The organism is Marinobacter sp. NP-4(2019), from assembly GCF_003994855.1.
GTDB lineage: Bacteria > Pseudomonadota > Gammaproteobacteria > Pseudomonadales > Oleiphilaceae > Marinobacter.
This window is the reverse complement of record NZ_CP034142.1, coordinates 2,275,540-2,300,299: the sequence shown is the minus strand read 5'-3', so window position 1 is coordinate 2,300,299 and position 24,760 is coordinate 2,275,540. Positions and strand designations below refer to the sequence as shown.

Here is a 24,760-nt window from a genome sequence, read left to right as displayed (position 1 = left end):
TGATCAATCCAATGGTTCAAACTCTAAATGAATGGCTGCTTTGACGTCGCGGTGCTTCTGCAACAGTTCTTTCTGGCAGTTGGCACCAATAAAGAAGACAGCAACCTCGAAGCTGTAGCTATCCTGATCTTTCAGTGAAGATAATATGTCTCCACATTTGATGTGTAACTGCAGGTCGACATCAACAAACTGCGATTGAAGTTCTTTAAGCCTTTTGGGGCTCGGTACGTCTGTTACTCGTGCATCGTCATAAACCCGCCACATGAATTTGGCGGCGACCCGGTATTTTCCCTGACGATGCTGGAAGTCTGGCCGCTTGCCGAGGGCAAGCTCGACCATTATTTTGTGATGAGACTCTCCATCGACTTTCTGAAACAGGGGGCAATGGGACTTTGAGATACGAGTATTGACCTCCAGAAGCCATATCTGGTCGTTGCGCCTATCCCAGTAGAACTCGATGTTGAAGGGACCGTTATCGAAGCCGATATGCCTTAAAAAAGTTTCGGAAATTGTCATCATCTGTTGCTGAATACGGCGAGGAATGGTGGATGGGTATTGATAGCGGAAAAAGCTGGACCGATGTTTACCTTCGCGAAAGGAATCCACGGCACCATACACGGTCACTTCGCCTGCGTAAGCATAACCTTCCAATGTGCACTGGCGCCCCTTGGATATGATGCTTTCGACGATGCAATGGTTACCATCAATCGCGGCAATATCGTCTGGAAGCTCTGCGAACTGAAGCAAATAATTAAACGGGGTTGCAAAACGAGGTATGCCTTCGCGAATTCGCGCAATTGCATGATCCAGCTCTGCGCCATTTCGTACTTTGAATCCCAGGTAAGAAAAGGCTGCTTTAACTGGCTTAATCCAGAACGGATAATTGACGGTTATTTGTGCCCGGTAGTCATCCGAGAAAGGATCAACAGCACAGAAGTCGGGAATATGATCTGGGACGATCCTGCTCTGTTCCAAACGACTCCAGTATTTGTGTTCGCACTTAAGGACAGATTCAAAGCTCGGGGAGGGCAGGTGATAGGGCTTTCTGAGGAGTGGGAGCAGTGTACTTACCGGAAAGTCCCAATAGCCCACGATTGCATCAATCGACCCTACGAAATTTGCCAGCTTTCTAAGCGCCCCCGTGTACAATTGCTGTACAGGAAACTCTGGTCCTGCCTTGACCTCCTGATAACTGTAAAGCCTGTGAAACCTATATTTACCTTGATCATCAATAGCCTGAATTTGAGACAGATTGAAGTCATCGGCTCCAAAAACAAAAACATTTTTCATTGACCTTTCCATGTCACCTTTGGTGTGTATCCTTATCTAATAGCCGCTGGTTGCGGCATGTGTCAATGCTGATTGTGAACTGCTGTGGCACTCCAAAGGTGTTTTCGCGAGCAGTGGTTTTTAACTGCACGTTACCAGTTTTTTGATTGTCGATGGGCGAAATGGTGTGTTGGTTCAAGGTGATGGTGGCCACCCGGTATATCAACTCCGAGTCGCCCGCCGGTACCTTCTTACTTCGATCCAGCCGTGAATGGCGAGTGTGGAGAATACAATCACACCGCCAATCAGGCTGAGGTTGGGTGGTATTTCGCCGAGGAACAGCCAGACGAGGAAGGAGCCCAGCACGGTTTCCAGCAGTAGCATCAGGCTGACTTCCGCGGCCGGAATGTAGCGGGGGCCGATCTGGATCAGAATGCAGGCCATGGGCAGAAACACCAGGCAGAGCAGGGCGATAAAGAAGCCGTCGCGGAGGGAAAGCATTTGCGCGCCGCCGGCCAACGCGGCCACTCCGGCCAGCACCAGGGCGCCGAACATCAGCATCACGCTCATATCGCTGTCCGGCTGGGAGCGGGCCATGTTGAGGTTGGAGGCAAGGGCGGTGGCGGCAACGGCGGCCATCATCAAACCCAATGGATCGCCCTTGCCCCATTCGCCAATCGCCATGAAGGTGGCGCCGGCTACGCAGACGAGAATGACAACCCAGGTTCGGAGGGGCAGGGTTTCCTTCCACACCGCCCATGCAATTACCGCGGCAATCACCGGTGCGGTATTGAGGATCACCAGGACATTGCCAGCGGCGGTGTTTTTCATGCCCACCACAAAACCCAGCGTGCTTATGGCGAAGGCGCTTGCGCAGAACAGGCCTTTGCGGCCGCATTTGCGGATTTCGGCTACCAGTTGAGAGCGGTACCTGAGCCAGCTGATAGCAAAAAAGCTGAAGGCCAGCAGCAGACCCCGCCAAAACAGGAACACGACCGGTTCGACGGAGGTTATTTTCACGAGGAGTGCGTCCGGCGTAATAAACAGCACACCCAGCGCTGCAATGGTCAGCCCTTTGATGCGGGTTGGTTCCACGGTCACGCGGCCTGTTTCCCGGCGTGCGCTACTGGCTGTCCTGGTCCGGCAACGGCTCGATGGTGTTGATGTCTCCGGTGGGAACGGCAGGGTCGTCCCTCATCACCATCAAGATACCGCCTACGATGATGGCGATGGCAACAACGATTTTCAGGATTGTGGATTTTTGCACGATAGTCCCTCCCTAGAAATGGCCTGGTTACCCTTATCTTGTCGGTGAGGGGCGCTGATAGCAAGCCAATGCAGGGGCAGTTGGAACCGCCCCTGCATGGAGGGTGGGATTACAGGTTGGTTCTTGGGTTCAGATCGACCCCGAACGCCGGGGATGCCCAGCCGGCAACTGTTTCATTTCTGGTGGGCAATGGTTCGCCACCGGTAGTCACCGTGTTCTCATCGCCATACTGCAACCAGGTCAGGGTGGGGACTTTCCCTACCGGCGGTTTGCTGTAATCACAGACACCGTTGGGGAATATGTCCGCCACTTGTTGGGCAAAGTCGTCAGAATTACTCACGCCGGTAAGGGGATTCTCCGGGTAGTCCGCCGGGTCAACGGGTTTGAGCTGGCACTTGTTGTTCAGTGTGGTGATGGAGTCACCGGCAACGGTACGCGGTGTACCAAAGCGTGTCTGGACGACCAGTTCCTGGACTTTCACCACTTCGTCCGTAATGGGTTGGAGTGGGTCGGTGATCGTCTCGGGAAGCCCCAGTTCACCCAGATTCAGGCCACAGACTTGCCCGGTGGCGACGTCCAGTATCTGGCCCAGTTCGGCGGGGAATGTGGGAATCTGGTCCGAATCGAGCCCTTCGATCTGCGGCTCCGGGTAAAGCAGATTACCGGTGTATGGGGCCTTCGGGCCTTCTTCCGAGAACGGAGCTGACAGCGACAGGCAGCGGTCCCTTGCGGTAACCGGCTTGTTGGCGATGACTTTGTTCGCAACCGGGGTGGTTTCCCCATCGGCTTCGATGGCGGTCAGCCACTGGTCCATGACAAGCAGCGCTTCGGTGGTGAAGATGGTGTCACCGGCCAGCGGGAAGGCACCGTACCAGATCACGTGGTTGCGGGCGTGGCCCTGGGTTTCCTGCAGCCGGGCTCTTACCTGCCAGGAGTGGAAGGCATCGTGGGCAATACCGGGGTCCGGGCCGCGCAGGTCGATGATGGGCACGTTGGCGAGGTTTTCCGCCGTGTTGACCGCGCCCGTGCGATAAGAATTCTCCAAGGCTTCCGGATCTGCCACGGTGCGCTCCGGCTGGTAGTTGATATCGACATCCAGCCCGCCGATATCGCGGTTGACGGCGAGGAACTGGTCACCGGTGATGACGCCTTCCTGCAGGGCCTTGAGGCCATATTGCACGCCGGTGTTGTCGAGTGGGATGCCCGCGAACCCTCGAGACAGCAACTGCTCATTGGGGGACCATGCCTCCGGCGCGCGTTCGCCAAACTGGTTGACCATGTAATCAATCAGGCCGCAGCGCAGGCCGTCGGGGCGGGTTTCCGGATCGTACACGTCGGCCTGGCCCGCGAGGCCAGGACAGTTTTCCTGATCCGGTTCCGCCGACGGGAAGAAGGCCAGGTCGGAAACGACCGGGTTGACTGGCAAATGTCCATAAAGCGCTGGCCACTGGACCACAAACACGGGCGAAGTGAGCAGGCTTTCGACAAAGGAAAGAAGGTCCGCCGGGTCTTCGGACACCTGGTTACCGAGATACTCGTTCAACAGGTTGTAATCAGCGAACTGGGTGGCGGTGGTCCATACATCCGGGTAGGAGCATTGAACGATCAGGCCCTGGTAGATACCCGGGTAGGCGTTGGCAATGTGCTGCTGGGCAATGGCGCCGCCGGAACATCCGGTGCCGATGGTGTAACGCACCGGGCCATATTGCTCGACGATGTGCTCCTTTGCCATCACCAGGGATTCCGCCGCCGTCACCAGGTTGACGTTATGACCGAGGTTGGCCTGGGCGGTGGACAGGGTTACAAACCCGCGGGCAAGGGCAACGGAGATACTGTCCCCGAGAAGGGTTTCGGCGCCGTCGGGGGCAGTGCCGGCGATATCGCCATTGGGTGGGTGTCCCATGCCGTAGCTGACCCCGACATTGCCACCGTGGTGAATCAGGATCTTGCCATTCCACTGCTCTTGTGGCGATAACGCGGTCCATTCCTGGTCCGGCTGAAACAGGGACATGACCTGATAACGGTCCCGGTTCATCACGCCTCGCTCAACCCTTACGATGTACGGAACCGTGACGCCTTCATCGGTGGTGACCTGGGCAATATCCTCGGACGGTGGCGGGTTCTCGGGATTGTAGGGCAGGAAGGCACCCGGCAATCCGGGGGATTGCGGGTCAAAGCTTTCGGCAAACAGGTCAAACTTCGACTTCGGCACGTACTTCAGTTCGAATTCCGCAGGCTGGTTGCACTTGTCATCCACCGCATTGGCGTTGGTACAATTCCAGGGTTGAACCTGGGGGCCAGAGAATACCGGGCCACCTTTGGGGTGGTTGGTGATGGTTTTGCGCAGCACGCCGCCTTTGCCCAGGATAACCTTCAGCTCGTTGTCGCCGAGCTCCAGGCCAGTAATCAGGCCACGAAGGGTGCCGTTCTCCATGGGGGTCAGGGCATCACTGATGTCTTTGCCGTTAAGCTGGACTTTGACGCCTTTCAGATTCGCCGAGGCCACTTCTATCAGGGCATCACCACCACTGATCAGGTCAGCGCGGTTGGACAGTACGCGAATTGCACCCTGGTCGGCCACTTCCTGCTGTTCTGAACCTACCGCGCTGTTCGTGTCATCGGAGCCGGTGTCGGAGCTGCCACCACCGCCGCCACAGCCGGTGAGTGCTATTGCGATCGCGACGGGCAGGGCGTGTTTGATTAGTCTCATGGTTACCTCTTTTTGTTGTTGTTTGTGATCTTTTGTCACTATTTGTTGTGGTCATAAAACCATAAGTTCTGCTTGCCGGGCGTTGGCCAGAAGGACGTTGGGGGGCGTCACTTTTGTGAACCGGATCACATTAGTGTCGGGCGATAACCCGGGATATCCCGACGAAAGTCGGCTCGACTTGTCGGTAGCGGCCCGGAATACTGAAGAAAATCCTGAGGAGTGTATCGCCATGACTGCGGAAGAGATGATTACGGTTACCACCGACAACGGCATCACAACACTGACCCTCAACCAGCCGGAGAACCGCAACAGCCTGTCCATGGCCATGCTGCGGGCTCTGTCTGACCGTCTGGATGCCCTGGCCGACGATCCGGATACCCGGGTAGTGGTGCTCGCCGCCAGTGGCCGGGTGTTCTGTGCCGGTCACGATCTCAAGGAGATACGGGAGCAGTTCGGGCAGCAGGAACAACAGAAAGCCCTGTTTGACCTGTGCAGCAAAGTGATGCAACAGGTGGTGAACCTGCCAAAACCGGTGATCGCACGGGTGGCGGGCGTAGCTACGGCCGCGGGTTGCCAACTGGTGGCCAGTTGTGATCTGGCGGTTGCAGCGGATACGGCACGTTTCGCCACCCCGGGGGTCAACATCGGGCTGTTCTGTTCCACGCCGATGGTGGCCTTGTCCCGCAATGTTCACCGTAAGCATGCGATGGAAATGCTGCTGACCGGCGAGATGGTCGGCGCGCTACGGGCGGAACAGATCGGGCTGGTGAACAAGGTGGTGGATGAGCAGGTGCTGGATGAGACGGTGTACAACATGGCGCGTGTTATCGCTGACAAGTCCAGCCACACCCTGAAGGTCGGGAAGGAAGCGTTTTACCGGCAACTGGAACTCGGCCTTGAGGATGCCTACGACTATACCTCACAAGTCATGAGCGATAACCTGGCTGCAGGCGATGCTCAGGAAGGTATCTGCGCGTTTCTGGATAAGCGTAAGCCGGAGTGGAAGGACTGCTGATAAAACTGTGTAGCCTGTTAAGTGCATGTTCTAACAGGTGATGTATCCCTTTTATGTACATCTGTACTACTTTGGCCATTCTATAGGTTAAATTCGTCTTTCGCGCCCCACTTGTTAGCACTAATACTCATAATGTGGTTTGGGAAACCAGGATAGTAACCACACTATAAGAATCAACAAGGAGAGTGGAAATGACCTCAGATACTGCAACACTCGGGAAAGCGGGGATAGCGATAGTTGTAGCCATTGCAATGAGTCTTGCTTCTGCTACGGTTTTAGCTAACTCCAAACCCAATAATGCTAAAAGCGGCGGATCTGAAGACTCAGTGATGCCGTCCTACATCGGTAGCGCAACCGCGCTGGACGTGTCTGTTAATCTCTTGCTTCTCAACGAAAGAATCGTGCTCTCCGATACCGGCCAGCTCGATAGCAGCGGTGGGAGCAAGGATGAGTCCCTGATCAACTTTGATGAAGGGGTGGTTCAGGCGAGCGTGCTGCATGCCACCACCGTTGGCTCTGGTAACCGTACCGATTCCATGGCCATTACCGCAGGACTCGGGCTGGACCTGTCTTCCCTGGGCGTCGATCTGAGTATCAGCGCGACGGTTCTTCAGGCGGTTGCTTCGGCGGAGTGTGCCAATGGATCACCGGTTCTGTCGGGATACTCCGACATCATCGGGCTCACAATCAATGGCATGCCCATTGAAGCAAGCGGCAAGCCAAACCAGACTCTGGATATTGGCGGGCTGATCAAGGTGACGATCAATGAACAGGTGGAGACAGACAAGAGCATTACCGTAACGGCATTGCGCGTAGAAGTTCTTGATGCCCTGGGTCAACCGGTGGCTGAAGTTGTCGTCTCTCGAGCCGAGGCAGGTCTGGTTTGTGGTAGTGGGCCAGATGGTGAATGCCCGCCAGCAGCGGATTTTGTCACCGGCGGTGGCTTCTTCTTCGATGAATACGGTCAACGGGTGAACTTCGGTATGAACGGTGGCGTGTTCCCCAATGGGGACATGAAAGGCCGTTTTAATCTGGTTGCACCGGGCCACCATGTGCGGGGCAGTTCCGTCGTCGACTATCGTATTATCGATGCCACAACCCGCGAACTGGATTACGTTGCTGATGACGGCGGCGCGACCTTCTGCACCGTAACCGTTGCAGATAATGGAGAGCCTGGACGAGCCGATACCTTCGGCATCAATTGTGACTCCGGTTACTCGGCCAGTGGAACACTGAGCCAGGGCGGAAATATCCAGCTCCACAAACCGACGTCATGCAAGGTAGACGGTGACGACGAAGTTAAGGGCAACAAGGGAGGTAAGAAGAAATAGCCACCATGCTTTGGCCGGCCCGGGCCAGAAGTAGTCTGGACCGGCCTTCGATGTCTCAAGGCTTGCAGATGGACTCGCTGGTCGAGAGTTGATGACCCACCGAAATGCCGTTATTCCGGAAAAAGAACTGGTTCATTTCCAGCACGGCAGAAAAGCTCACGCCAGCCCGATACACTGGGCAGTCCGAACCCGATGTCGACCGACAGGGCACCATCTGTTTGATGGCCTTGATGGTGCCCTCCTGATCCAGGTAGGCGATATCCAGGGGAATCAGTGTCCGGTACATCCAGAACCCATGGTCAGGGCTTCTGGGTTTATCATAGAGGAACAGCATGCCGGTATCGGGTGCCAGAGACTCCCTCCCCATCAGGCCCTTACGACGTTCGGATTCCGTGATTGCCATTTCCACCGTAATCGGGATGATCCGGTGATCCGTCATCAGGCAGGCCTCGCGGGATGGTAGTGGCTCCTCTGCTTTGAGTTCCCCAGCAACAAGGCAGGGTACGAACAGGCCCGTGATCAGAGCCCAAGCCATCCTGCTCATGAACGTAGTCGATAGCCTGTTTTGAAGATCCACCAGATGGTCGCCATGCAGGCCGTCAGGAACACCAGGATCATGCCGGCGCTGATGCCCACGTGGATATCGGATACGCCGTAAAAGGCCCAGCGAAAGCCACTGATCAGATAGACCACCGGGTTGAACAGGCTGATGGTCTGCCAGATCTCCGGCAGCATATCGATGGAGTAGAAGGTGCCGCCCAGGAACACCAGCGGGGTGACGATCATCATCGGGATAATCTGCAGTTTTTCAAACCCATCGGCCCAGATACCGATTATAAAGCCGAACAGGCTGAAAGTGATGGACGTGACCACCAGGAAGAAGAACATCCAGAACGGATGCAGTACGCTGTAATCCACAAACAGTTTGGCGGTGGCCAGTATGATCAGGCCGAGAATAACCGACTTCGTGGCAGCGGCGCCCACATAGCCCAGTACAACTTCTACATAGGATACAGGAGCAGAGAGCACTTCATAGATGGTGCCCGAGAACTTCGGCATGTAGATCCCGAAGGAGGCATTGGAGATGCTTTGCATCAAAAGCGAAAGCATCACCAGGCCCGGGATAATGTAGGCGCCGTAACTGATGTTGTCGATGGCACCCATGCGGCTGCCAATGGCAGATCCGAAGACCACGAAGTACAGCGATGTCGAGATCACCGGTGAGGCCACACTTTGCATCAGGGTGCGGCGCATGCGGGCCATCTCGAAATTATAGATTGCTCGGATACCATAGAGATTCATGGGTTGCTCCAGTGTGTCGGCGTTGCTAATCGTGAACCAGGCCGACGAAGATCTCTTCCAGTGAACTTTCCCGGGTCTTGAGGTCCCGGTACTCGATGCCAATGTCTCCCAGGGTGCGAAGTAAGCGGGCAACACCGGCCTGTTCCTGTTGGGAATCGAAGGTGTAGATCAGTTCGTACCCGTCCTCGGACAGCTCAACCGGTTCCAGCACCAGTTCGCCCGGCACTTTTTCCAGTGGCAATTGAAGCTGCAACCGCAACTCCTTTTTACCGAGTTTGCTCATCAGCCGGTCCTTTTCTTCGACCAGGATGATTTCCCCTTCGCGGATAACGCCGATCCGGTCCGCCATTTCCTCGGCTTCTTCGATGTAGTGAGTGGTGAGGATAATGGTCACACCGTCTTCCCGAAGATGGCGAACCATGTCCCACATGTCGCGGCGGAGTTCCACGTCCACCCCCGCGGTGGGTTCGTCCAGAAACAGGATTCTGGGTTCGTGGGACAGTGCCTTGGCGATCATTACCCGGCGTTTCATGCCTCCGGAAAGGGACATGATGCGGTTGTGTCGTTTATCCCAGAGAGACAAGTCCTTCAGGACTTTCGTGATATGCGACGGCTTTGGCGGTTTACCAAACAGGCCCCGACTGAATGAGACAGCGTCCCAGACCGTTTCAAAGGAGTCAGTGTTCAACTCCTGGGGGACCAGCCCGATGCTTTCCCGGGCCTTGCGATATTCCCGCACGATGTCGTACCCGGCAGCTTTCACTTCGCCACTGGTCAGGTTGACGATGCCACAGATGATGCTGATCAACGTCGTTTTACCCGCACCGTTAGGGCCAAGCAGCGCAAAGATCTCACCTCGGGTGATGTCCAGGTTGATATCCTTCAGGGCCCGAAATCCATCGGCGTATACTTTGTTCAGGTGCTTAACGGAAATGTCCGGCTGCACTGGCGTTTCCTGTTGGTGGTGAATCAAAGCGCCGTATTTTCTCACGACTGGCAGTGCTTTAGAAACCTTTGCGTTCCTGCTGTGAATGACCATAATGCCACTTTTGCCTTGGGGGAAAGGAATTGTTACGAGCGGCGACGGTTATTGTATTAATTATAGGGTTTGTAGCTGTGGCCGTTTTCGGACCTGGCTGGCTGATGTCCGGTAACTCCGACGCATCCATGGAGGCACCGGTCTGTGACCTGAACGCGGGCCCCTGTCAATGGAAGATGAATGGCAAGCCGTGGGTGGCAGAGCTGGAGCAGGGCAAGGTAGGAGAGCAGGGGCAGGAATACCTGCTGCGCATCCACACCAGTTACAATCCGGATCGGTTTCTGGTGGTATTGAAAGGGGAATCCATGTACCTCGGAGAATACCCTGTACCCCTGAAGCGTGCGGAAACGGATGCGGGTATCCATATATGGCAGGCGACATTCGTTGCACCTTTCTGTACTACCGATCCCGAGATGCTGTGGCGCATAGACTTTCAGCAAAGCAATAGCGACCTGGACCCGCTGCCGCTTAAATTGGTCTTTGAAGCCGAAGGGCGCGGCGCCTGAGGCCATGACAGCAGGTCGATCCTGGTACCCAATGGGAACTGGAGCGATCCGCAGCCTCCTAAAAAGACCTGACCGTCAGCAGGTCGGCATGGTCTGCAGTGCCAGCTTGCGGCGAATGTAACGACCCAGGATGTCGATACCGATATTCAGCAGTGCCGTGATCAGGATCAGCACCATCGCGCGGTCGAAGCGGATTTGCTGGATAGCACTGTCCACGTAGAACCCCAGGGTGTAGATACCCAATATCCCCAGTATGGCGGTTTCCCGCATGATGATTTCCCAACGGTAGAACAGGAAAGCCAGGAAGGAGCGGTAGACCCTCGGCACCAATTCCCAGCTGTATCGACGGTACCCCTTCGGGGCATCAGGGCGAAGCTGTATGGTGTTGGTCTGCCGTCCGATCAGGTGGCCGATAATGCCACCGTTGTGCAGGGCCAGGGCGACCACGGCTGGCAGCATGGATGGCCCCCAGAGCTGGAGCAGGATGTAGGCAAGGATGTACTCCGGCGTAGAACGCGCGATGACCAGGAACACGTGCCCGGATGTACGCCTGACCGGCCCACCGAAGTGGTTCGAGATCAACGGGAACGCCAGTAAGGTCAGGATCCCGGTGGCGACCAGGGCGATCTGGGTCAGCAACAGGGTATTCCCGATTCCCGGCAGCGCTTCCGAGAGCATCAGGTCACTGAACCAGGGGCCCAGACCAGCAAGCCCCTCGCCATCCCGAAGCGGCGCGGGGATGATATCCTGGGTGAAGAACCTTTCCACGTTGCCCCAGATGATGGGCATGCCATCCCCAAGGAAAAACGGCGCGCCAAGGATATACACCGGCAGCAGTTTCGGTTTTACCCAAAGGGGAATGGTGGCGATCAATACATAAAACAGGATCAGCATTGCGCCAGCCTCGGAATAAAGGCCCTGAGAGAAGGACGTTTCCAGATAGAACCCGAGGGTTGGCAGCCCAACGAACCCGAGGATCGCACTGGACCGAAGGCCACATTCCAGCCGGTACGCCGTATAGGTCCGAAGCTGCACCCAGCAGTCCGGTATGCGGGTGTACAGAAATGTGGAAATGGTGCCGGTGCCCGGGGGCAGAAGACGGGCCGGGCCGGAATCAGCCTCTTCCAGAATTTCCGAGTAGACCTTGGCAAAGATACCCGCGTAGGGAATGGCGATGGCCAATACGCCTGTCAGCGGGTGGAAACCAAAAAACTGCAGAAAGATCAGCGCCCAGAACAGTTCATGAATAGCCCGGATGAACGCGCAGAATATCCGCACCGGAGAAAAACGATAGATCAGGGCAAGAAGAAATCCGCAGGCACTACCCAGTGCCACGCCCACGAAAGCAAACGCTACCGTCCTCAGTAGCGCGGTCGCCAGACCTTCGGAACTGAAGAAATCCGGTGTGGCTACACCCAGGAAAAAGCGCCCAAGGTCCTGCCAGGGGTTGGCAGTAGTGATGGCGATGTCCGCAAAGAACAGCGCGGCGATCGCAATCGCCAGAAAAAGCAGGCTGATTCTCAGGGTGGGAGAGAGATGCATAAAGTTGCAATCGCCCTTTAGTAAAGCGGCAGAATATCAGCCGCGGATAACCGGTGGCTGGATTCATCCAGGGCAATTTGACCGTCCTGGATGCCGACGATACGGGTGGCGTAAGCCAGTGCCATCTCTACATCATGCAGGGCGATTATGCTGGTCGCAAATCGTTGGCTCAGCGCCTTCATCACGAGATGGGCCATGGGACCATCCAACGCTGAAACAGGTTCGTCGGCAAGCAACAGGTTGGCACTACGGTAGATTGCACGGGCGACCGCCACCCGCTGCCGCTGACCACCGGAGAGCGAGGCAGCCGGGGTCCAGAACTTTTCGACCATACCCAGTTCCCGTAGCAGGCTCTTGACAGCTTCTTTGTCCTTACGGAAAGGGCGAACAAGGGTGAGGGTGTTGTACCAGACCGAGTGTGTATCAAGCTGTCCCATAAACACGTTGTGGAACACCGGTAATGCATTTACCAATCCCAGATCCTGGGGGACCAGGGAAGCGTGCCCGTCGACCCGGTCATGGATCAGCTTGATCAGGGTGGACTTGCCTGCACCGCTCTTGCCAACCAGGGCCACACGTTCGCCGTCTCTTATATCCAGGCTGAGCGGGCCGATCACCCGCTCACCACCAAAAGACGCCGTTAATCCGGACAGTTCAAATCCTGACATTAATCCAGAATTCCAATCTGCTCGGCTACTGAACGAATAGGCTCGTAGTTTTCATTCTCTGTCGGGATGAAACCTGACCGTGGGAAGCTTTCGAGCAATTCCGGATCGTCCATGTCCAGCAGAGCCTGGCGGATCTTATCAGTAAAGCCATCACCATAACGCTGGTCCACGTCACCACGGATGGTCCACTGATAGTCTGGATAAGCAGGCGTTTTCCAGATGACGCCCGCCTCGTCGGTGTTCACATTACCGTTTTCCAGTTCTTTTTCCCAAACGGCATAGTTGAGGGCGCCCACCTCGTAGGTACCTGCTTCCACCAGACGCAGGGTCCTTGTGTGGTTACCGCTAAAGCCTACTCTGGAGAATACCTCTTCCGGAGCTTCACCAAAGGTCTGGCGAATATAGTGTTCCGGCATTACGCGGCCAGAAGTCGAACCTTTGGAACCGAAGGTAAAGGTTTTACCGCGTATGCCCTCCGGCAGAGTATCGGATTGCTCCAACCCCGCGCTCTTGTGCGCGATAAAATAGGTATAGAAGTTTACATCCTCAACACCCTGGGCCAGGGCTTGGGAACCGGGAACGAGAGAGCGGGCCTGCACACCGGACAGTCCGCCAAACCAGGCCAGCTGTACCTGATTGTTACGGAAGGCAGAAACGGCCGCCGCGTAGGATTTCACGGGAATGTACCGCACCTCGACACCCAGCTCCTCCTGCAGGTAATCGGCAATACCCTGGAATCGCTCCATCAGCTTGGTTTCATCCTCATCAGGGATTGCAGTGAAGACGAAGGTCTGGGCAGAAACGGCAACAGAGGTAAGAATCAGCGCGCAGGCAAGCGTCAATTTCCGTATAAAGCTCATGGCGAAGGGGTTTCCTTGGTTAACAGGGAGTTATTCATGGTGTTATACATACGAAGGTTAGGATACCTTGATTTACGTCCAGCATGAACATCTATACGATTGACCTGCAAAAACAGGTCATCACCCTGGTGGCTCTGGTACACCAATAAGAATCAGTAAAAGCGGACAACCGAACAATGCATATCCAGATTCTGACGCCCGCACCACCGGGGTCGCGGGCAGGTAATCGTGCCACGGCGGAACGTTGGGCAACGTTGCTGAGAAATGCAGGTCACAGGGTGTCGGTTATTACCGGATTATCGTCGGAAGACTGTGACGTATTCATTGCCCTTCACGCCTGGCGCAGCCATGAGGCCATCCGGGAATTTCGCCGGATAAATCCGCAAGTTCCGGTGATTACCGTGCTGACCGGAACGGATATTTACCATCATCAGTTTGAGTACTCTGAAGATACCCTTAACTCCATGGCGTTGGCGGATGTCCTGATCGGCCTGCATCACCGGGTTGCCGATGACATTCCGGAGGCTTACCACCCCAAACTGATGACGGTGTTGCAGTCAGCCAGGTTAATCATTCCATCCCGAACCGATGATCAGTATTTCAATGTTTGTGTGATTGGCCACTTACGAGATGAAAAAGACTCGCTACGGGCGGCGCTTGCCTGCCACTATTTGCCGGAAAATTCGCGGATACGGGTCTACAACGCCGGGAAACCCCACTCCGAACACTGGCAGCGTCAGGCAGAAACCGAGCAGGCCAGAAACCCTCGTTTTCAATGGCTGGGTGAACTGGATAAACCTGCAACTGATGCACTCATGGCCCGCTCAAGGGTCATGGTGATCAGTTCAGTGATGGAGGGCGGCGCCAATGTCGTTTCGGAGGCCTGCCGCGCGGGCCTTCCCATTCTCGCCTCGGATATTCCGGGGAACCGCGGGCTTCTGGGAAATGACTATGCTGGTTATTTCCGGGTCAAGGATGAACAGCATCTTGCCCAGCTGCTGGAGCGTGCGGAGACCTCGCCGGATTACCTGGCGCAACTGCAGCAACAGGTGACCAGGCTGGCTGGTGAGTTTGTTCCGGAAGCGGAACAAAAGGCCTTGCTGTTGGCGATAGACGCCGCCATCGCCAACAGCAGGAAGAGGCTCAGTCCCGCAGGCTGATCGGTTCGATGGGGCCGCTTTCGTCCTGCGGCTTGACCCGACCGATAATCGCCGTGTGGGGGTAGCCCATGGCTTTGAGTTCCCGCACGCAATCATCAGCAACATCCGCGGGCACGCTGGCCAGCAGTCCGCCAGCCGTCTGTGGGTCAAAGATCAGGGGGTAACGGGGGTGTTTGACCCATTTCTCCTGATCCTGAATACCCCGGCGAAGCCGAATGTTGGCAGGCTGAAGCGAGCTCAGGATGCCGGCTGCGGCCGTCTCTTCGGCGCCAGGCAGGATCGGGATGGCTGACAGGTCCAACTCGGCGTCCACGCCCGATGGTCGAGTCATTTCCACCAGGTGCCCCAACAGCCCAAACCCGGTCACATCCGTGCAGGCTTTGGAGCCGTACTTCCGCAAGCACTGGGCTGCATTCTTATTTGACTGGATCATTGAAGCCAGCGCCGAATCAATCCAGCGGCCTTTTGCCGCCAGCCGCGCATGGGCGGCAAACAGGGTGCCGGTGCCAATCGGCTTGGTGAGGATCAGCGCATCGCCGGCTTTGAGCCCGCCCTTGCTCATGACGTCTTCCGGATTAATCAGGCCATTGACGGCAAACCCCAGGGCCAGTTCCCGGCCCTCACCAGTATGACCACCCACCAGAGCGCAGCCGGCATCGTTCAACACCTCAACAGCACCAGACATCATCTGGAACACCACGTCTTCCACCTTGGACTCAATACCATAGGGCACGGTTGCCACTGCGGTGGCGCTCTGGGCTTCGGCACCCATGGCAAATACATCACCCAGGCTGTGGTTGGCGGCTACCTGACCAAAGATGTAGGGGTCATCAATGAACGCTCGGAAGAAATCGACGGTATGAACAATGGCTTTACCGGGCGGTACCCGGAGTACGGCGGCGTCGTCCGGCGCGTGCAGGCCGATAATGATGTCATCCCGTTCGATCGGTTTCAGCTCACCGAGTGCCCGCGACAGAACGGTACTGCCGACCTTGGCACCACAACCGCCACATCGCATGGCCACAGCGGAAATGGCCTGGGATGCTTCCTCGGCACTCTGTGCGGCGGCGGTATCCGGTAATTTTCCGGTGTCTTCCATCGGTGGCAGGTCGCTGAACTTGTCCATGAAACGGCGATCAATCCAGTCTTTCCAGCGCCACACCCAGGAGCCCGCAAAGGAAAGATCACCCCGGGAAGCCACGGCATACTGGTCACCGGTACTGATCAGCGCCAGCCATTTCTTCTGGGGGTGAAAATCCTTGGGAGATTTACCGGTGGCAAGGCGTTTGAGGTTATCGGCCAGGGGAGGGCCTTGACGGACTGCGAACACCCCGGCCTTTTCCCGGGGATGGTTGACGACGTTGGCGATATCACCAGCGGCAAAAATGGCATCGTCCGTTTCGGTCTGTAGTGTGTCCCGAACCCGGATAAACCCGCCGTCGTCGAGCGCCAGGCCGGTGTCCTTCAGCCAGGCAGGACCACCGGCGCGGGTGACCCACAATACTTCGTCAACGTCGAATGTTTCGCCATTTTCGGTTTCAAGCCTACCGGCTTCCACACGGGAAACCGGGGAGGCCAGATGTACCTTCACACCACGGCTGCTGAGCTTCTCGGTAAACACCGCACGCACCTTGGCGTTATGGGTTGGCAGGATCTCCGTGGCGGCGTCAAACAGATGAAAATGCAACTGGTCCGGGTCAAGGCCCCGCTGCTGCAGTTCCTTCCGCAAGCGGAACTGCATGGCGAGGGTCAGTTCCACACCACCGGCACCGGCACCGACTACGGCGACGGTCATTGGCCCCTGGTGGTTCTCAAGACGTGACAGCAGTGCCAGCCACCGGCTGTTGAAACCGTTGATTGGCTTGACGGGCACGGCATGGTCAGCCGCCCCCGAGACTTCTTCGACACGCGGAGAAGAACCGATGTTGATGGACAGGAGGTCGTAAGGCACATCCGGACGGGTTTTGCAGATGACCCGCTTCCGGTCACGGTCGAGGCCCACTGCTTCATCGCGATAGAATCGCGCGCCGGCGTACTCGGCCAGTCGACTCAGATCGATGTGCACCTCATCGTAGGAATAATGCCCAGCCACGTACCCCGGAAGCATACCGGAGTAGGGGGTATGGGTGTCGCGGCAGATCAGTGTTAACCGGACACCCGGAACGGGATTCATGGCGAATCGCTTAAGAACCCCTACGTGGCTGTGCCCGCCGCCAATCAGGACAATATCCCGTAATACAGGCTGCTCAGGCGTTCGCATCAGAGAACTTTCTTGGCTTCGTCAGACAGCGTCGCGAACCCTTTCATTTTTGAGAAGGCTTGCAGCTTTTCCTTATCCGCGTCAGAGGGAGTGGCGATCTGCTCAATTGAGTTAATTCCGGCTTCCTGCATTTTCTTTGCGGTGGCCGGGCCGATACCCTTTACGCGGGTCAAATCGTTCTTGTTCACAGGCTTTGCCGTCTTCTTGACGGGGGCCTTTTTAGCGGTCGTTTTGGGTTTGGCCACCGTTTTGGCAGGCGCTTTTTTAGCCGCAGGCTTTGCCGCTGGTTTTTTCGTGGTCGCCTTGGGTTTGGGTTTGGTGGCATCACTGACCTTGGCCGACGCCGAATCCGCGGTTTTCTCTATTTCTTTCCTGGCTTCTTTGCTGGCAATGCCCAGCCGCTCCAGGATGCTGTTCTGCAGTTCATGAAATTCGTTCAGGCGACGCTCAAATTCTTCATTAAAGCGCTTCATTTCCCGATCGCGCAGCTCGTCCACTTCTTTCAGCAGCTTACGCACCGGTTCCTGGATCTGGTTCTGAAGACTGTCGAATTGCTTGAGTGCGTCATTGATCAGGTTTTCTATCTGGGAAGAGGTCTTATCGAATTCCTTATTCACTTTTTTAACGATTTTATCCACGCTTGGCTTGGCTTTCTTGGCCATGAAGGCTATCTCCTTGCGGTTTGAACGAAGTGAGGGTGGTGCTCTTGATCAGGCCGTTTGCTGTAAACCAGAACCGGGCCCGGAGGAACGTCGTGATTTAAGGGACTGTTTTTTGATGACCACATCCCGGATACGCCGGAGTTTGTCGGCAACCGGAGAGGCATCTGAATCACCTATTTCAATAAAATCAACGGAATAAAAGAAATTGCTGCAGTGTTTTCTACGCTCTGTGACCAGGCAGGCTATGCCTTTCGCCTGAATGTTCTCGAAAGGCATATCCATAATCAGGTCCAGGGTGACGGTATCGCCGGGATTGAAAACCTTGTCTGTTTTCATGACACAGCCAAAGTTATCCAGCTCAAACAGTGCTGCCTCGACCGTTTCCTTGCGAAACAGGCCGTGCTTGATGCGAAAACGCGCGATGAGATCTGGTAGTGCTTCGTTCATGAAAGATTGTCTCAGGTTTCCCGGGGTCCGGAATGCCAACCGGTCCAAACATACAGTCAGTAGTTGATTAAACAATAGTCACACTTGGAAGATTTGGCAACGGCGTCAGCGCCATACGATAGCCCTCTCAGGCAGTTCATCAACAGTCTGGCGAGTCTATCCAGGCCAAATCACTGGGTTTTTACATCATACATGTCGATTCGGCGGTCCTTAAGATTGGTCACCGACCCCTCATTACGCACCAGTTTGAGTTTCTCCAGATCCATATCGGAAAACATGATCATTTCAGTGTTGGGCGTGGTTTCTGCCATCACTGCATCGTGTGGAAACGCAAAGTCCGAGGGTGAGAATACGGATGACTGGGCGTACTGGACGTCCAGGTTTTCCACTTTCGGCAGGTTGCCGACGCTGCCGGTGATCACAACATAGCATTCATTCTCGATAGCCCGCGCCTGGGCACAATGCCGGACCCTCAGATAGCCGTTCTTGGTATCCGTCCAGAAGGGCACACAGATGATGTCGACATCCTGGTTGGCCGCGATGCGCCCGAGTTCCGGAAACTCAATGTCGTAACAGATCATGATGGCGACACGACCGGCGTCGGTATCGAAGACCTGGAATTTGTCGCCCCCTTCAATCACCCAGTCCCGGCGTTCGTGTGGGGTGATGTGAATCTTTCTCTGTTCGTCGACACGACCGTCGCGATGACACAGGTACGATACGTTATACACCCGGTCGTTTTCCAGTAACGGCATTGAGCCGGTGACGATGTTGATGTTGTAACTCACCGCCATTTCGGACATCTCGTTACGGAACTGTTCCGTGAACCCCGCCAGGAAACGAATGGCGCGGGTCTGGTCCATCTGGTCAGTCAGCCCCATCAGGGGTGCGTTGAAAAACTCGGGGAACAGGGCAATGTCACTCTTGTAATCGGACAGTGCATCAACAAAGTACTCCACCTGCTTGAGGACTTCCTCCACCGACGTGAACTCACGCATTTGCCACTGAACGGCACCGAGGCGAACCTGGGTCTTTTTCACGCTGAGCACGGGCGAGGGCGGAGTGTATAGAATATTCCGCCATTCCAGCAGTGTTGCGTAGCCGAGGGATTTCTCATCCTCCGGCAGGTACTTGTGCATCAGGCGAGTGACCTGGAAATCGTTTGACAGCTGAAACGTAAGAATCGGGTCGTAGATTTCCTTACGGTCCACGCGCTGAATGTATTCCGCCGGGGAGTACTGGTCCGCGTACTTGTAATAACCGGGAATTCGCCCGCCGGCAAGAATGGCACGCAGGTTCATGGATCGGCACAATTCCTTGCGGGCTTCATACAGGCGGCGGCCCAGCCGATAGCCCCGATATTCCGGATGAATAAATACGTCCAGCCCGTACAGGGAATCGCCCTTGGGGTTATGCCAGATCTTTTCGTTGCGGAGAATCAGGTCATCGTAGGTGTGCGGGTTGCTAAAGCGCTCGTATTTCACACAAACAGTCAGTGCAACGGCAATCAACTCCCCGGAGTCTTCTATGCATATCTGGCCATCGGGGAACTGCTCAACCAGCGCCTTGATGGTCTCTTTTGGCCAGGCTCCGCCAATATCGTCATAGATTCGATCCATCAGCTGCTGAAGCTGTTCGTAATCGTCCAGGGTAAGATTGCGTAAATTGAGATGCAGCTCTTCGTGGGCCATACAGAGAGGCTCCCATGACAAGTAATGGAATGGATCGGTTGAATTTGGATCGCTATAGGATAAGCAATAGCAGGCATTTTATCAGAACGCACTAAAGACTTCGCACTTGCGGCCGAAAGACTGGGTAACTTTTATTGGAGATCCCCCGTGCAACTGACGTTTGGTCAAAAACTGCTTACTGCTTTTGGTGTTCTGCTCATTTTGGTGATGGTGGCGTTTACGCTGTCCGGAGACCTTCGATTGCAGCAGACCACCGACACCTATGTTGATGCCCTCATAGACGAAGCCGTCGCGCAGAGTACGTCTGGCATTGCCGATTGGCTCAACACCCGGCTGGCGATGACCGAGGCGGCTGCAAAATCCATGGAGCAAATGCGAACCGATCGGCAGGCAAGGGTGCTGTTGCAATCCGCGACAGCCGGTGGTGGTTTCAAGGACGTATACGTCGGCCGTGAAGACGGTTTTATGCTGATGAAAACCGAGGAGGATAACGCCAGCCTGCCAGCGGATTTCGATCCCAGGACCCGCCCCTGGTACCAGATCGCAATGGACCTGGGCCGCGCCTCGTTCACCGAGCCCTACAGAGATGTGATTACCGGTAATACGATCATCACCACCCTGGCTCCGATCAAATCTGGTCCGTACCGTGGGGTTGCGGGTGGTGACATTGCACTGCAAGCCATTGAAGAAAGCCTGTCCGAGGTCACGCTGGCGGGTACGGGGTACGCGTCCCTGATCAGCGCCGATGGCACAGTGTTGTTCCATCCCGATGAAGAGTTGATTGGCAAGGATATTGGTGAACTGATTGGCCAGTCCCCGAAACTTGACGGCGCGGATCACTATTATCAGGTTGAGGACGAAAACTGGAGTGCCAGCTTTCATGCTATCAGCGATGCCCGGGGCGTAGATTGGTATCTCGGTACGTTCGTGAACCAGGACCTGATCCACGAGCCGGTGGCGGCCGCCCGGGTGACAGGCATCATCATTGCGTTTGTGGGGTTGGTGATTTCACTGCTTGTGCTGCATGTTGGGATTCGCGTGCTGATGGCACCAGTGCACCGCCTGAATCGTGCGATGGAGGATATTGCCACCGGCGATGCCGACCTGACCCAGAGACTGGATGACAGCGCGAAGGACGAATTTGGGCGCCTGGCCCGCAGCTTTAACAGCTTTGTTGCCAACATCCAGAACGTGGTTCGTGATGTGCAGAAAGGCACTGAAGACCTCAAGGACAACGTAACGTCCCTTCGTCAGACCGCGAGTACCAGCCGCTCCAGTGTTGAAAATCAGCAGGCGGAAATCGACATGGTGGCCACCGCCATCAATGAGATGTCAGCAGCTGCCGGTGAAATTGCCCAGAATGCCCAGCAAACGGCCGATGCGGCCAACACCGCGGACAGCGACAGCCGTGCGTCACTGGAAACGGTTGAGGCTTCCCGCGATGCAGTGCAGAAACTGGCCCGGGAGATCAATTCCGCAGCGGAGGTGATCGATACTCTGGGTAAAGACGTCAGTAATATCACTTCCGTACTGGAGGTCATTCAGGGAATTGCCGAACAAACCAACCTGCTGGCCCTTAACGCCGCCATTGAGGCGGCGCGCGCCGGTGATGCTGGGCGTGGATTCGCCGTCGTCGCGGATGAGGTGCGCAATCTGGCCAGCCGTACCCAGGACAGCACGGAGGAGATCAATAACATGATTGAGCGGTTGCAGAAGGGCGCCAATAACGCTGTGGATGTCATGAAGGCGTCGACGGCCGTTTCAAACGTCAGCATGGAAAAAGCGCAGGATGCCATGGAGTCGCTGAACCGTATTGCCGGGGCCATCACCTCAATCAGTCAGATGACAACGCAAATCGCTACTGCTTCTGAAGAGCAGACATCAGTGACGGAAGAGCTCAATTCCTCTATTACGCGGATTGCAGATCAAGGCCAGGAAGCGGCTACGGCTGCCAGCGAAAACGACGTCTACAGCAGCCAGATTGAGTCGATTGGCAATACGTTAAACCAGAACGTATCCCGGTTCCGGGTCTAGTGTTCCGTTCGGATCGCTAGCGGCTCAGGAACTGAAGCCTGCGCTGGAGATTGTCCAGGGTTTGACGCCCCACCATACGTGATTCTTCGCTCAGGAAGGGATTCTTGAGGACGATGACATTGCGACGATCAAGGGCCAGGCTCTCGATCGCCGTTCCGTAGTATTGCGTAAGAAACTTCGCAAAGCTGCCATCCTGGATGGCACGCTCCATTCCTAGTTGGACCCGGTGTGCGGTCAGATAATCGTATGGCGACGTAAAAAAATAGGAGGGCATGGGGTAGGCCAACATGATTGACGGCTCTATCACCAACTCCGGGTCGTTCTCAATGGCCAGATCGAACATGACTTCACTTACGCCCCGTGCGAAACAGTCAAACCGATTGTTTCGAAGCATTCGAAACAGGACTTCATAGCGGGTGTGAGTAACCACGGGAATATCATTCACCTTCAGGATATCGGTATCGGGCCAGTGAAGACCCTGCCCGATACGGATGCCCCGCTCCTTCAGGTCATCGACTGTGCGGACGCCCTCAAACAAGGGCAGGGAATGGGGAAGCACCACGCAGACCCGGAATCCGAGAAGCCCACCGTCAATCGGGATGGGGATGGCCAGCAGCTCTGATTCCCGCTCGCTGCTGCTGGCGACATTGGCGATATCAATTAGCTTTGTCCTGCCATGAGCTAACTCCCGAAGCACCCGCCCCTGGCCCATTTCTTCACTGCGGATGATCCGGAACTCGCCGTACTCAGGTGTTTTATTCAGGGCGAGTTCCAGCAGCGCCCGGATGGCCGGGCTATCGTAGTTGCGGTACCAGAGCGTGTATTCCCTTGCCGGCGGCGGTTGATAGGCGGTGTTCTGGACCGCAGCCAGGCAATAGGTTGTGCCTGTAATAATCGTGAGAAGTATCCCTAACACGAAGCACAATAGGCAGGGGTGCCTTGCCGGAGGGCAATGGGAGTTTCTTGGCATGCAGTCTTTCTCCGTGCTTCCGTGATGCGGGAAAGTAGGTTCGTGTCCAGTTTAGAGCATAACCTGAAGAAAGAGCGTACCTAATCCTAAAATACTGTAAAAGCTGGCTGCAGGTCGTTAACCCTGCGCCAGGTCCCGAAGGGTTTGCAGGAAAATCTCACCGTATTTTTCCAGCTTTGCAGCACCCACGCCATTTACTGCCGCCAGTTCTGAAAGCGTCTTGGGGCGACGTTCCAGCATATCGAACAGAGTCGTGTCGTGGAATATCACATAGGGCGGAACACCCTGCTGTTCCGCCAGCGACTTGCGGCAGGCCCTTAACGCGTCCCATCCAGCCTGGTCGGTAATCTGATCGCTGATTTTCGCGCGAGTGCTGCCAGACTTGGTTCGCCCGGAGGATTTGACCGGCGCCGGATCCTTGCGTAGCTGGATTGGCTGGTTACCCTTCAGCAGCGGGCGGCACTGTTCCGTAAGCTGAAGCGATCCATAGCCTTCGGGGTCCGCCCTGAGATAGCCGTTGGCGACCAGTTGCCGAAACACCGATTTCCATTCGTTGGCCGAGAGTTCCGTACCAATGCCGTAGGTGGAGACCTTGTCATGGCCAAACTGGCGGATACGCTCGTTTTCAGAGCCTCTGAGTACATCGATCAGGTAGGTAACGCCGTAGCGCTGGCCGGTTCTGAACACGCAGGACAACGCTTTCTGCACAGCGACGGTACCATCCCAGGTATCCGGCGGATTCAGGCAAGTATCGCAGTTTCCGCAAGCCTCTTCGAGGACATCTCCAAAATACCGCAGCAGAACCTGTCGACGACAACTGGTGACTTCGCAAAGCCCCAGCATGGCGTCCAGCTTTTGTCGCTCGACCCGCTTAAACTGGTCGTTCCCCATGGAGGCTTCCAGCATCTGCCGGAGCTTGATGACGTCCTGCAGGCCGTAGACCATCCAGGCGGTTGAGGGCTTGCCATCACGTCCGGCACGACCGGTTTCCTGATAGTAGGCTTCCAGGCTCTTGGGGAGATCCAGATGGGCGACGAACCGAACGTCCGGTTTGTCGATGCCCATACCAAACGCGATGGTAGCCACCACGATGACGCCGTCTTCCCGTAAAAACCGCTCTTGATTCCGGGCCCGTTCCGTTGCGTTCAAGCCGGCATGGTAGGGCAGAGCGGTATAGCCTTTGTCCGCCAGCATACGTGCGGTGGCGTCCACCTTGTTGCGGGACAGGCAATAGACAATGCCGCAATCGCCATCATGTTCTGCTTTAATAAAATCCAGTAACTGTTTGTTGGCATTTGTTTTTGGCGAAATTCTATACTGGATGTTCGGACGATCAAAGCCACTAACGAAATGACGTGCACTGGTCAGAGATAATCGCTCGGCGATCTCCTTGCGGGTTCGTTCGTCCGCAGTCGCAGTCAGCGCGATGCGAGGAACGCCGGGGAATTGCTCGGCCAGCAGACTCAGTTCCAGATAATCTGAACGGAAGTCATGCCCCCACTGGGATACGCAGTGGGCTTCATCGATGGCAAACAGCGATATCGACGCGTTGTGCAGCAGGTCGATCGTTCGCGGCTGTATCAGTCGTTCCGGGGCACAATAGAGCAGGTCCAGCTCGCCGGTCATCAACGCGTTTTCGGTATCCCTGGCCTGGGAAAAATCCATGGTGGAATTCAGGAAGGCCGCCCGGACGCCCAGTTCATTCAGTGCCGCCACCTGATCCTGCATCAAGGCGATCAACGGGGAAATCACCACTGCCGTACCCGGGCGCACCAGCGCCGGAACCTGGTAGCACAGGGATTTACCGCCCCCGGTAGGCATCAATACCAGGGCATCACCGCCATTGACCACCTCGTGGATGATCTCTCCTTGCAGTGGTCGGAAGGTTTCATAACCAAAGACCTCATGCAGAACCTGTTCAGGGTCTTTCCGGGAGAGGGTTGGGCGCTCTGTGCTTAGTTGATCAAAATCCATGGATGCCGGTGCCGGGATGCGGGAATGGTCGGTGTCAGGTTGTACGAGGGGCA

21 protein-coding genes are annotated in these 24,760 nt (G+C 55.9%); 5 read left to right on the top strand and 16 right to left on the bottom strand.

The window, feature by feature from the left end; all coding sequences use genetic code 11:
* Positions 1-3 precede the first annotated feature (3 nt).
* From EHN06_RS10480 to EHN06_RS10470, 4 genes are all read right to left on the bottom strand, one after another.
* Positions 4-1,290: an ATP-grasp domain-containing protein gene (locus EHN06_RS10480; RefSeq protein ID WP_206075644.1), complete on the bottom strand. Its 1,287-nt coding sequence runs from the start codon at positions 1,288-1,290 to the stop codon at positions 4-6.
* 201 nt (positions 1,291-1,491) lie between these two features.
* A complete protein-coding gene (locus tag EHN06_RS10475; RefSeq protein WP_228257269.1) occupies positions 1,492-2,370 on the bottom strand; it encodes a DMT family transporter in 879 nt (292 codons plus the stop codon).
* Positions 2,371-2,392: 22 nt separating this feature from the next.
* Positions 2,393-2,536, bottom strand: a complete 144-nt coding sequence (locus EHN06_RS21165; RefSeq protein ID WP_164735601.1) for a hypothetical protein — start codon at positions 2,534-2,536, stop codon at positions 2,393-2,395.
* A 109-nt stretch (positions 2,537-2,645) separates the two neighbouring features.
* On the bottom strand, positions 2,646-5,246 hold the full coding sequence (locus EHN06_RS10470) for a DUF6351 family protein (protein WP_127332532.1): 2,601 nt from the start codon (positions 5,244-5,246) through the stop codon (positions 2,646-2,648).
* 229 nt (positions 5,247-5,475) lie between these two features.
* Here EHN06_RS10470 and EHN06_RS10465 point away from each other — a divergent pair, with 229 nt between their 5' ends.
* Both EHN06_RS10465 and EHN06_RS10460 read left to right on the top strand, forming a co-directional pair.
* On the top strand, positions 5,476-6,261 hold the full coding sequence (locus EHN06_RS10465; RefSeq protein WP_127332531.1) for an enoyl-CoA hydratase: 786 nt from the start codon (positions 5,476-5,478) through the stop codon (positions 6,259-6,261).
* A 329-nt stretch (positions 6,262-6,590) separates the two neighbouring features.
* Entirely contained in the window at positions 6,591-7,592 is a 1,002-nt protein-coding gene (locus EHN06_RS10460) for a choice-of-anchor P family protein (RefSeq protein ID WP_127332530.1), read from the top strand.
* Between the two features lie 55 nt (positions 7,593-7,647).
* On the opposite strand, the gene EHN06_RS10455 is transcribed toward EHN06_RS10460, so the two are convergent.
* From EHN06_RS10455 to EHN06_RS10445, 3 genes are read right to left on the bottom strand one after another with little or no spacing between them, the layout of a single operon-like run.
* Positions 7,648-8,136, bottom strand: a complete 489-nt coding sequence (locus EHN06_RS10455) for a DUF192 domain-containing protein (RefSeq protein ID WP_228257268.1) — start codon at positions 8,134-8,136, stop codon at positions 7,648-7,650.
* Positions 8,133-8,894: an ABC transporter permease gene (locus EHN06_RS10450; protein ID WP_265936888.1), complete on the bottom strand. Its 762-nt coding sequence runs from the start codon at positions 8,892-8,894 to the stop codon at positions 8,133-8,135. The genes EHN06_RS10455 and EHN06_RS10450 overlap by 4 nt, the downstream gene beginning before the upstream one ends.
* A 25-nt stretch (positions 8,895-8,919) precedes the next feature.
* Positions 8,920-9,840: an ABC transporter ATP-binding protein gene (locus EHN06_RS10445; RefSeq protein WP_127332529.1), complete on the bottom strand. Its 921-nt coding sequence runs from the start codon at positions 9,838-9,840 to the stop codon at positions 8,920-8,922.
* A 197-nt stretch (positions 9,841-10,037) separates the two neighbouring features.
* Between EHN06_RS10445 and EHN06_RS10440 the strand changes: the two genes are divergently transcribed.
* Positions 10,038-10,439 carry a hypothetical protein gene (locus EHN06_RS10440; RefSeq protein ID WP_228257266.1) on the top strand — a complete coding sequence of 134 codons (402 nt, stop codon included), beginning with the start codon at positions 10,038-10,040 and terminating at the stop codon, positions 10,437-10,439.
* Positions 10,440-10,514: 75 nt separating this feature from the next.
* Here the strand turns inward: EHN06_RS10440 and EHN06_RS10435 are convergent, their stop codons facing one another.
* The 3 genes from EHN06_RS10435 to EHN06_RS10425 are packed head-to-tail and all read right to left on the bottom strand — an operon-like array spanning position 10,515 to position 13,509.
* Positions 10,515-11,981, bottom strand: a complete 1,467-nt coding sequence (locus EHN06_RS10435; protein WP_127332527.1) for a PhnE/PtxC family ABC transporter permease — start codon at positions 11,979-11,981, stop codon at positions 10,515-10,517.
* 17 nt (positions 11,982-11,998) lie between these two features.
* Entirely contained in the window at positions 11,999-12,649 is a 651-nt protein-coding gene (locus EHN06_RS10430; protein ID WP_127332526.1) for an ATP-binding cassette domain-containing protein, read from the bottom strand.
* Positions 12,649-13,509, bottom strand: a complete 861-nt coding sequence (locus EHN06_RS10425) for a putative selenate ABC transporter substrate-binding protein (RefSeq protein ID WP_127332525.1) — start codon at positions 13,507-13,509, stop codon at positions 12,649-12,651. The genes EHN06_RS10430 and EHN06_RS10425 overlap by 1 nt, the downstream gene beginning before the upstream one ends.
* A 176-nt stretch (positions 13,510-13,685) precedes the next feature.
* On the opposite strand from EHN06_RS10425, the gene senB reads away from it, so the two are divergent.
* Complete coding sequence (gene senB / locus EHN06_RS10420) at positions 13,686-14,669, top strand: selenoneine biosynthesis selenosugar synthase SenB (protein ID WP_127332524.1); 984 nt, start codon at positions 13,686-13,688, stop codon at positions 14,667-14,669.
* On the opposite strand, the gene selD is transcribed toward senB, so the two are convergent.
* From selD to EHN06_RS10400, 4 genes are all read right to left on the bottom strand, one after another.
* The gene (selD, locus tag EHN06_RS10415) at positions 14,653-16,929 is read right to left on the bottom strand and encodes a selenide, water dikinase SelD (RefSeq protein WP_127332523.1); all 2,277 of its coding nucleotides are present in this window, start codon (positions 16,927-16,929) and stop codon (positions 14,653-14,655) included. The two genes, senB and selD, sit on opposite strands and share 17 nt — an antisense overlap.
* Entirely contained in the window at positions 16,929-17,591 is a 663-nt protein-coding gene (locus EHN06_RS10410) for a helix-hairpin-helix domain-containing protein (RefSeq protein WP_127332522.1), read from the bottom strand. The genes selD and EHN06_RS10410 overlap by 1 nt, the downstream gene beginning before the upstream one ends.
* 48 nt (positions 17,592-17,639) lie before the next feature.
* Positions 17,640-18,038, bottom strand: a complete 399-nt coding sequence (locus EHN06_RS10405) for a hypothetical protein (protein ID WP_127332521.1) — start codon at positions 18,036-18,038, stop codon at positions 17,640-17,642.
* 170 nt (positions 18,039-18,208) lie between these two features.
* Complete coding sequence (locus tag EHN06_RS10400; RefSeq protein WP_127332520.1) at positions 18,209-19,729, bottom strand: bifunctional GNAT family N-acetyltransferase/carbon-nitrogen hydrolase family protein; 1,521 nt, start codon at positions 19,727-19,729, stop codon at positions 18,209-18,211.
* A 147-nt stretch (positions 19,730-19,876) separates the two neighbouring features.
* On the opposite strand from EHN06_RS10400, the gene EHN06_RS10395 reads away from it, so the two are divergent.
* Entirely contained in the window at positions 19,877-21,763 is a 1,887-nt protein-coding gene (locus EHN06_RS10395) for a methyl-accepting chemotaxis protein (RefSeq protein WP_127332519.1), read from the top strand.
* Between the two features lie 16 nt (positions 21,764-21,779).
* Here the strand turns inward: EHN06_RS10395 and EHN06_RS10390 are convergent, their stop codons facing one another.
* The gene (locus EHN06_RS10390) at positions 21,780-22,733 is read right to left on the bottom strand and encodes an ABC transporter substrate-binding protein (RefSeq protein WP_127332518.1); all 954 of its coding nucleotides are present in this window, start codon (positions 22,731-22,733) and stop codon (positions 21,780-21,782) included.
* A 117-nt stretch (positions 22,734-22,850) separates the two neighbouring features.
* Positions 22,851-24,707, bottom strand: a complete 1,857-nt coding sequence (gene recQ / locus EHN06_RS10385) for a DNA helicase RecQ (protein ID WP_127334410.1) — start codon at positions 24,705-24,707, stop codon at positions 22,851-22,853.
* Positions 24,708-24,760: the final 53 nt, after the last annotated feature.